Genomic DNA, 6,461 nt, shown 5'->3' with positions numbered 1-6,461 from the left:
GTTCGCCTTGCAAAAGCGCCTGCTGCCCTGGGTGAACGCCAGCCTGGTCATCCTGCTCATCACCGGCTTTATCCAGATGACCAACGACGAGAACTACAACGGCTTTCTGGCTATCGACAGCCTGTGGGCCTGGGCCATGCTACTGAAGCACATCAGCTATGGCGGTATGGTCGCGCTGACCGCCTATCTGCAATTCGTCCTCTACCCCTCCATAAGCCGGCTGGCCCTGCTGACCGAGAGCCGTCCGGACCTGGCCGAAGCCGAAACGGCCAGGCTCTCCCGCCAGGAGATTCGCCTCCTGCGCCTCAACCTCGTCTGCGCCATGGCTGTGCTCCTGTTTACCGCCATCGCCACGGCCGTCTGAAGCGCAGACACAGAGTCCGCACCCTCAGATGCGGACGGCCAAAGCGGATGCGAACAGGCCAGGCCACAGAACGCGCATCTGAGAACGCGCACAACCTGCTACCTGCCACTTTTCACCCCTGCACCCCTGCACCCCTGCTCCCCTGCTCTCTTCCCCCGTGAAAAACCCGTAAGCCCGCCGTAAGTTTTTTCGTAAGCGAGCCGGCCTACACTATTGTCTAGGCGAATGGGCGTTGTCTCGGAAGGCAGCCCCACAGGACAATCAAGATGATTCAGGCTCCGGCAAGCAATAAAGCCAATACGATTCCGAATATCACGGCGCGACGGCTGCACCGTTGGCTCAAGCTGGGCCTTGATTACGCCCTGACCCTGCCAACGCTGCTACTGATCGCCCCCCTGCTGTTGACACTGGCCGCGCTCATCAAGCTCGACTCGCCCGGCCCGGTGCTCTACCGCCGGCGCGTCGTGGGCCGCCGGGGGCGCGAGTTCGACGCCTACAAGTTCCGCACCATGTACGTGGACGGCAACGACCGGCTCATCGCCAACCGCGACCAGTGGATGGAAGTGCTGAGCGGCGACATCGACGCCGACCCGCGCCTGACCCGCGTCGGCCGCTTCCTGCGCCGCTATGGCCTGGACGAACTGCCCCGCCTGTTCAACGTTCTGAACCGCACCATGTCGCTGGTCGGCCCGCGCATGATGACCCGCGCCGAGCTGCTCAAGTTCGGCCACCGCGTCGAGGGCTACTGCTCCGTGCTGCCGGGCATGACCGGCCTCTGGCAGGTCAGCGGCCACAGCCGTCAGATCGACGAGCGCGTCGAATTGGAGACGCAATACATCCAGAACTGGTCTATCTGGATGGACGTGCAGATTTTGATCCAGTCGGTGGTGGTGGCGTTTACGGTTCAGGCGTAGCGCTGTCCTCCCCTCATTGAAATGGACACCCCGGCCGGATTCGGCCGGGGTGTTTTTAGTTGTCCGAGTGATGGGCATTCGGCCCGCGCCGGAGTAACATAGGGAGATGCGCCATCTAGCGAGTGTAGCCCGGTGCTGACCATTGACGGCCGCATGGGCGAAGGCGGCGGCCAGGTGCTGCGCACGTCGCTCAGCCTCTCCGCCCTGACCGGCCGCCCCTTCCGGCTGGAGCACGTCCGCGCCAATCGCAGCAAGCCCGGCCTCCGCCCGCAACACCTGACCGCCGTGCGCGCCGTGGCCCGGCTATGCGGCGCGGCGCTGACCGGCGACGCCATCGACTCGCGCACGCTGGAGTTTCGCCCGGCGATGCCGCCGCAACCCGGCGTTTACACCTTCGACGTGACCGACGCCGCCCAGGGCGGCTCGGCTGGCGCGGTCATGCTCATCTTCCAGGCCATTCTCTGGCCGCTGCTGTGGGCCGGCGGCCGTTCCCACGTCACCCTGCGCGGTGGAACCCACGTCCAGATGAGTCCCCCTTTCCACTACATCGACCGCGTCGCCCGGCCCGCCTTCGCCCGCATGGGCGCGACGTTCGACCTGGAACTGAAGCAGTGGGGTTGGTATCCCATCGGCGGCGGCGTGGCGACGGCGACCATCGAGTCGATCCACCGGCTGGACGCGCCCCCCTTCGCCCACATCCCCGCCGAGCGCGTCGAGGGTGTGGCTGCCGTCACCAACCTGCCCGCTGACATCCCGCAGCGCATGGCCGGCCGGGCGACCAACCTGCTGACCGCCGCCGGCCACCGGGCCAAGATCGAGCCGCGCCGCGAGAACGGCGCGGGGCCGGGCGCGGGCATCTGCCTGTGGGTTCCTCAGGGCGGCTTCAGCAGCCTCGGCCGGCGCGGCCTGCCGGCCGAGCAGGTGGCCGAGGCCGCGGTTGCGGAAACGCTCGCTTTCATAGACAATGGGGCCATGGTCGACCGGCATTTGGCCGACCAGTTGTTGCTGCCGTTGGCCCTGGCTCATGGCCGGACGCGCTACACAACCGACCATCTGACCTTGCACACCCTGACCAACGCCGAGCTATTGCGGCGTTGGGTGGACACAACCATTGACATCACCGGCGACCTGGGCGGCCCGGCGGAGATCGACGTGACCGGCGCGGGCTACACCGCCGGTTAGCCGGCCCCGCTCCCCCCGATCGCCTTTCGGTTCGCTATGTTCGAAGTCATATTTCTGGGCACCTCGTCTTCCGCTCCCACGGTGACGCGCGGGCTCTCCAGCCACATCATCCTCCACCGCCACTACCGCTTCCTGCTCGATTGCGGCGAGGGCACGCAGCGCCAAATCCTGCGCAGCGGCCTGGGCTTCAAGCGGCTCGATACGGTGCTGCTGACCCACGGCCACCTCGACCACATCCTGGGGTTGGGCGGCCTCGTTTCCACCCTGGCCCGCTGGGAGAACCTCGACCACATCGACATCTACGGCGGGCGCTTCACCTTGCAACGCGTCCACGACTTGCTGTTCAAGGTCGTCTTCGCCGGCCACCGCCCGCCCATCGACATTGCCCTCCACCCCGTCGAGCCGGGTGACGTGCTGTGCGCCGACGACAAGTTCCAGCTGACCGCGTTCGGCGTCAGCCACCGCGGGCCGGACAACCTGGGCTATCTGTTCGAGGAGAAACCCCACCGCCCCTTCCTGGCCGAGCGGGCGGCCGAGTTGGGCGTGCCTTTCGGGCCGGAGCGGGCGCGGCTGGTGCGCGGCGAGCCGGTGACGCTGGCCGACGGCCGCCTCATCCGGCCGGAGGACGTGCTGGGCGAGACCGTCCCCGGCACGAAGTACGTCCACATCGGCGACGTGGGCCGGACGGATAACCTGCTGGAGATCGCGCGCGGGGCGGACGCGCTGGTGATGGAGTCCACCTATCTGGAGGAGGAAGCGACGATGGCCGCCGACTTCGGCCACATGACGGCGGCGCGCGCGGCGACGCTGGCCCGCGACGCCGGCGTCCGGCATCTTATCCTGACCCATCTCTCCCGCCGCTACTCCGAGCGCGACATCCGCGCCGAGGCCCGCGCCATCTTCCCCGCGACCACCGTCGCCCGCGACCTGGATCACTTTCAGATTACGCGGGAGGGGGTGGTGAGGGTGAAGAAAGAGGAGAGTTAGGTATTACTGATATCCAGCGCCTCGCGGAAAGCTTCTGGACTCTGAGCGGCCACACGGAGGAGCGCTCGTGCAGGCCCAACCGGCTTCCGTCGGCCTTGCTCCCAATTCTGCAATGTACCCAGGCTGACGCCGATCATCAGCGCGAACTCACGTTGAGACTTGTCTAGTTTCTCGCGAATCCCCTTAATATCCATCGGTGAAAACTCAAAGACACGGCTCGGTTCACGAAGACCACGCTTGATTTCACCTGCTTGTTTGATGCTCTCAACTAGCCCCGCGAAATCTTTATCGTTCATTTAAGCCACTCCTCTACCAGCACACGCAAAGCCTTCAACTGTTGTAGGGTTAGATCCTCTTTCTGGCTTTTCTTGTAAATAGTCAGCATGAAAAAGACATCATCTTGGACAGCCCAATAGTAAATTAGGCGTAGGCCACCCCGTTTGCCCTTCCCAGCGATTCGCCACCGCAGCTTTCTGAGTCCCCCGCCCCCTGGAATCAAGTCGCCCGCTTCTGGCCGGGTAAGTAGCACTTCCTGCAGCCGCCGATACTCTTCATCTGGCAACAATGCTATGACTTGTTTGGTGAAGTAAGAGGTCTCAATGAAGCGCATATACAACTATACGTCACTGACGCACCAGACGCAATAGGCTATCAGTTGCGCTTCCGCTACAATTGCTGTGATTGTGCCTTCAAATAGGAGTTCGCCTATGTCCGATCATCTCTTGCACCCTAGCACTTTGTTCAACTTGAACCAACCAGCTACCGCCGCCTTCTTCGACGCCTGTACCTACGTCTGGGAAGCCCTGCCCCAGATCAAGCGCCACGTCGCCCGCCTGACGGCCGGCGGCCGGCGCATCGAGGGCGTGGTCATGGACGGGGCCTGGCTCTCCGACGCGCCCATCGTCATCGAGGCCGGGGCGCTGGTGGAGCCGGGGGCCTACATCCTCGGCCCGGCCTACATCGGTCGCGGCGCGGTCGTGCGCCACGGGGCGTTCGTGCGCGAGGACGTGATCCTGCTGGAGGGGGCCATCCTGGGCCACGCCAGCGAGGCCAAGAACAGTCTCTTCCTGCCCCACGCCCACGCCCCCCACTTCGCCTACGTCGGCGACTCCATCCTGGGCCACCGCGTCAACCTGGGCGCGGGCACGAAGCTGAGCAACTTGGGCATCCTGAGCGAGAAAGACCCGGCCACGGGCCAGCGGCCGACGATCAGGCTGACCGTCGAAGAACAGGAATATGACACGGGGCTGACTAAGTTCGGGGCGATCCTGGGGGATGACGTGCAGACCGGCTGCAACAGCGTGCTCAACCCCGGCTGCATCGTCGGGCCGCGCACACTCATCTACGCCAACACCAGCCTGCGCAAGGGCTACCACCCGGCCGACGCCATTATCAAGCTGCGCCAGAACGTCCGGGCAATAAACAGGGGCTAGGGGCCAGGTTCTAGGGGCTAGGGAAGATGGCTCTTCCCTAATCCCTAGCCCCTAATGCGGCTACGCCTTCGGGGATGGTATCGTAGACGGAAAAGAACTCCAGGAAGCCGGTGACCGACATCACGTCCTGAATGCTCTCGATAAGGCCGCACAGGGCGACCTGCCCGTTATTGGCCGCCATCTGCCGGTAGAGCACGAGCAGGGCGCGCAGTCCGGCGCTGGAGATGTAGGTCACGCCGTGCATATCCAGCAGCACGCGCCCCTCCGGCCGCAAGAGGGTTAGCAGCTTCTCCTGCACGATGGGGGCCGTCCGGCTGTCCAACTCGCCGAACAACGTCGCGACTGTTGTCCCGTCAATCGTCTCAAACTCAATGTTCATAGGAAGATGTTACCGGAGCGTGGGGGTTTGTCCAGCGTCCAGTATTCAGTCCGTCAACGCTCACTGAATACTGACCTACTAAATACTGCTCACTCCTTCTTCAAGCGCTCCGCCAACTCCTCCAACCGCTTGCTCAGCCAGCGCAGGCCGCCTTCGGCCCCCTTCTGCGCCTCGGCCTTCCAGTCGACTTCGCGCAAGCGCGCTTCCACGGCGTCGGCCGTGGCCTTGGCCTGGGCCTGGACTGTCTCGCTGACCTTGTCGCGCACTGCCTCGGCGCTGCGGCTGGCGGCCTCGGCCGTCGTGTCGGCGATCTTGTGCGTCACGCGCGACGTAGACTCTTTGACCGCCCCGGCCACCTTGTGCCCGACGCCCTCTACCCCTTCGCGCAATTTGCCGCCCGACTTCTCCGGCGTGGCCGGCGGCTCAGTCGGAGCGGCCGGCGCGGTTGGCTCGGCCGGCGCGGGCGCGGCCGGCTCCAGGTCTTCCAGCGTGATCTTCAATGGCTCTCTATCACTCATGATCCAATCTCCCTGAACAGGGCTTTGACCATCTATACGAGCGCCGTTGCCACCAGTTGCGCTTTTGCCTACTATAGAAGAATCTGTGTAATCTGCGAAATCTGCCGATTTTTCCTCTTCGACGTTGGCTTGAACGGCCTGACAAGGGCCTGGCGCCCTTTCGATCTAAAATGAAGAATCTGCCTAATCTGCAAAATCTGCGGATTCTTCCTCTTCCACATGAGCGCTGGCTTGGACGGCCTGAGAAGGGGCTTGCGCCGGCGGGCGGGATCGATACGATTGTCCTGGCGACTGAGGAGTGGGAATCATGTTCAGATCAACACCAGCGAACAGCCTCCGATGGCGGTGGGCGGCCCTCTTGGGCGCGCTCACCTTTGTCGCGGCGATGGGCGCGCTATGGGCCATCCGGTCGACCGGGGCAGCCGGGGCCGCGGGTCAGGTCACGCCCGCCCACAGCGCCTACACCGCGGTTGTGCTCAGCGACGCCACCCCCACACCGCCGCCGACGGTCACGTCACTGCCGGAGGGTGCGGAGCTGCTCGTCTTCGACTGGAACGAACCGGTGACGAAGCGACATCACGGCTTTCCGTGGGACAACCCGCCGCTCGACTCGGCCAACGGCAACTGGACGACGCCGATCAACTTCGCCGAGGGCACGCTCCACTTCCGGGCCGAGGTCAAGCG

10 protein-coding genes are annotated in these 6,461 nt (G+C 64.5%); 6 read left to right on the top strand and 4 right to left on the bottom strand.

What is annotated here, in order from left to right; all coding sequences use genetic code 11:
• From ACE3UY_RS03965 to ACE3UY_RS03950, 4 genes are all read left to right on the top strand, one after another.
• Positions 1-364: CopD family protein (locus ACE3UY_RS03965; RefSeq protein WP_374686256.1), on the top strand; the 364-nt coding region annotated here is incomplete at its 5' end.
• Positions 365-630: 266 nt separating this feature from the next.
• Positions 631-1,278 carry a sugar transferase gene (locus ACE3UY_RS03960; RefSeq protein ID WP_374686255.1) on the top strand — a complete coding sequence of 216 codons (648 nt, stop codon included), beginning with the start codon at positions 631-633 and terminating at the stop codon, positions 1,276-1,278.
• 132 nt (positions 1,279-1,410) lie between these two features.
• Positions 1,411-2,460, top strand: coding sequence for an RNA 3'-terminal phosphate cyclase (rtcA, locus tag ACE3UY_RS03955; RefSeq protein WP_374686254.1), 1,050 nt, complete (start codon positions 1,411-1,413; stop codon positions 2,458-2,460).
• A gap of 36 nt (positions 2,461-2,496) precedes the next feature.
• Positions 2,497-3,447 carry a ribonuclease Z gene (locus ACE3UY_RS03950; RefSeq protein ID WP_374686253.1) on the top strand — a complete coding sequence of 317 codons (951 nt, stop codon included), beginning with the start codon at positions 2,497-2,499 and terminating at the stop codon, positions 3,445-3,447.
• Here the strand turns inward: ACE3UY_RS03950 and nadS are convergent.
• Both nadS and ACE3UY_RS03940 read right to left on the bottom strand, forming a co-directional pair.
• Positions 3,444-3,743, bottom strand: a complete 300-nt coding sequence (gene nadS / locus ACE3UY_RS03945; RefSeq protein WP_374686252.1) for a NadS family protein — start codon at positions 3,741-3,743, stop codon at positions 3,444-3,446. The genes ACE3UY_RS03950 and nadS overlap by 4 nt on opposite strands.
• Positions 3,740-4,057 (bottom strand): type II toxin-antitoxin system RelE/ParE family toxin, encoded by a 318-nt coding sequence (locus ACE3UY_RS03940; protein ID WP_374686251.1) that lies wholly within the window; start codon positions 4,055-4,057, stop codon positions 3,740-3,742. The genes nadS and ACE3UY_RS03940 overlap by 4 nt, the downstream gene beginning before the upstream one ends.
• Before the next feature lie 97 nt (positions 4,058-4,154).
• On the opposite strand from ACE3UY_RS03940, the gene ACE3UY_RS03935 reads away from it, so the two are divergent.
• Positions 4,155-4,880, top strand: a complete 726-nt coding sequence (locus tag ACE3UY_RS03935; RefSeq protein ID WP_374686250.1) for a glucose-1-phosphate thymidylyltransferase — start codon at positions 4,155-4,157, stop codon at positions 4,878-4,880.
• A 37-nt stretch (positions 4,881-4,917) separates the two neighbouring features.
• On the opposite strand, the gene ACE3UY_RS03930 is transcribed toward ACE3UY_RS03935, so the two are convergent.
• Both ACE3UY_RS03930 and ACE3UY_RS03925 read right to left on the bottom strand, forming a co-directional pair.
• Positions 4,918-5,259 (bottom strand): STAS domain-containing protein, encoded by a 342-nt coding sequence (locus ACE3UY_RS03930; RefSeq protein WP_374686249.1) that lies wholly within the window; start codon positions 5,257-5,259, stop codon positions 4,918-4,920.
• A gap of 89 nt (positions 5,260-5,348) precedes the next feature.
• Entirely contained in the window at positions 5,349-5,777 is a 429-nt protein-coding gene (locus ACE3UY_RS03925; protein ID WP_374686248.1) for a hypothetical protein, read from the bottom strand.
• 307 nt (positions 5,778-6,084) lie between these two features.
• Here ACE3UY_RS03925 and ACE3UY_RS03920 point away from each other — a divergent pair.
• On the top strand, positions 6,085-6,461 hold a 377-nt coding region (locus tag ACE3UY_RS03920; protein ID WP_374686247.1), incomplete at its 3' end, for a hypothetical protein.

This window comes from Promineifilum sp. (SeqCode), assembly GCF_041918635.1.
GTDB lineage: Bacteria > Chloroflexota > Anaerolineae > Promineifilales > Promineifilaceae > Promineifilum.
Note: the sequence above shows the minus strand (reverse complement) of the source record. Positions and strands in the feature narration are given on the sequence as shown.

Coding starts and splice junctions, on each gene's coding strand:
- nadS (WP_374686252.1), bottom strand. CDS start 3,743: ATGAACGATAAAGATTTCGCGGGGCTAGTTGAGAGCATCAAACAAGCA.
- ACE3UY_RS03935 (WP_374686250.1), top strand. CDS start 4,155: ATGTCCGATCATCTCTTGCACCCTAGCACTTTGTTCAACTTGAACCAA.
- ACE3UY_RS03960 (WP_374686255.1), top strand. CDS start 631: ATGATTCAGGCTCCGGCAAGCAATAAAGCCAATACGATTCCGAATATC.
- ACE3UY_RS03940 (WP_374686251.1), bottom strand. CDS start 4,057: ATGCGCTTCATTGAGACCTCTTACTTCACCAAACAAGTCATAGCATTG.
- ACE3UY_RS03950 (WP_374686253.1), top strand. CDS start 2,497: ATGTTCGAAGTCATATTTCTGGGCACCTCGTCTTCCGCTCCCACGGTG.
- ACE3UY_RS03930 (WP_374686249.1), bottom strand. CDS start 5,259: ATGAACATTGAGTTTGAGACGATTGACGGGACAACAGTCGCGACGTTG.
- ACE3UY_RS03925 (WP_374686248.1), bottom strand. CDS start 5,777: ATGAGTGATAGAGAGCCATTGAAGATCACGCTGGAAGACCTGGAGCCG.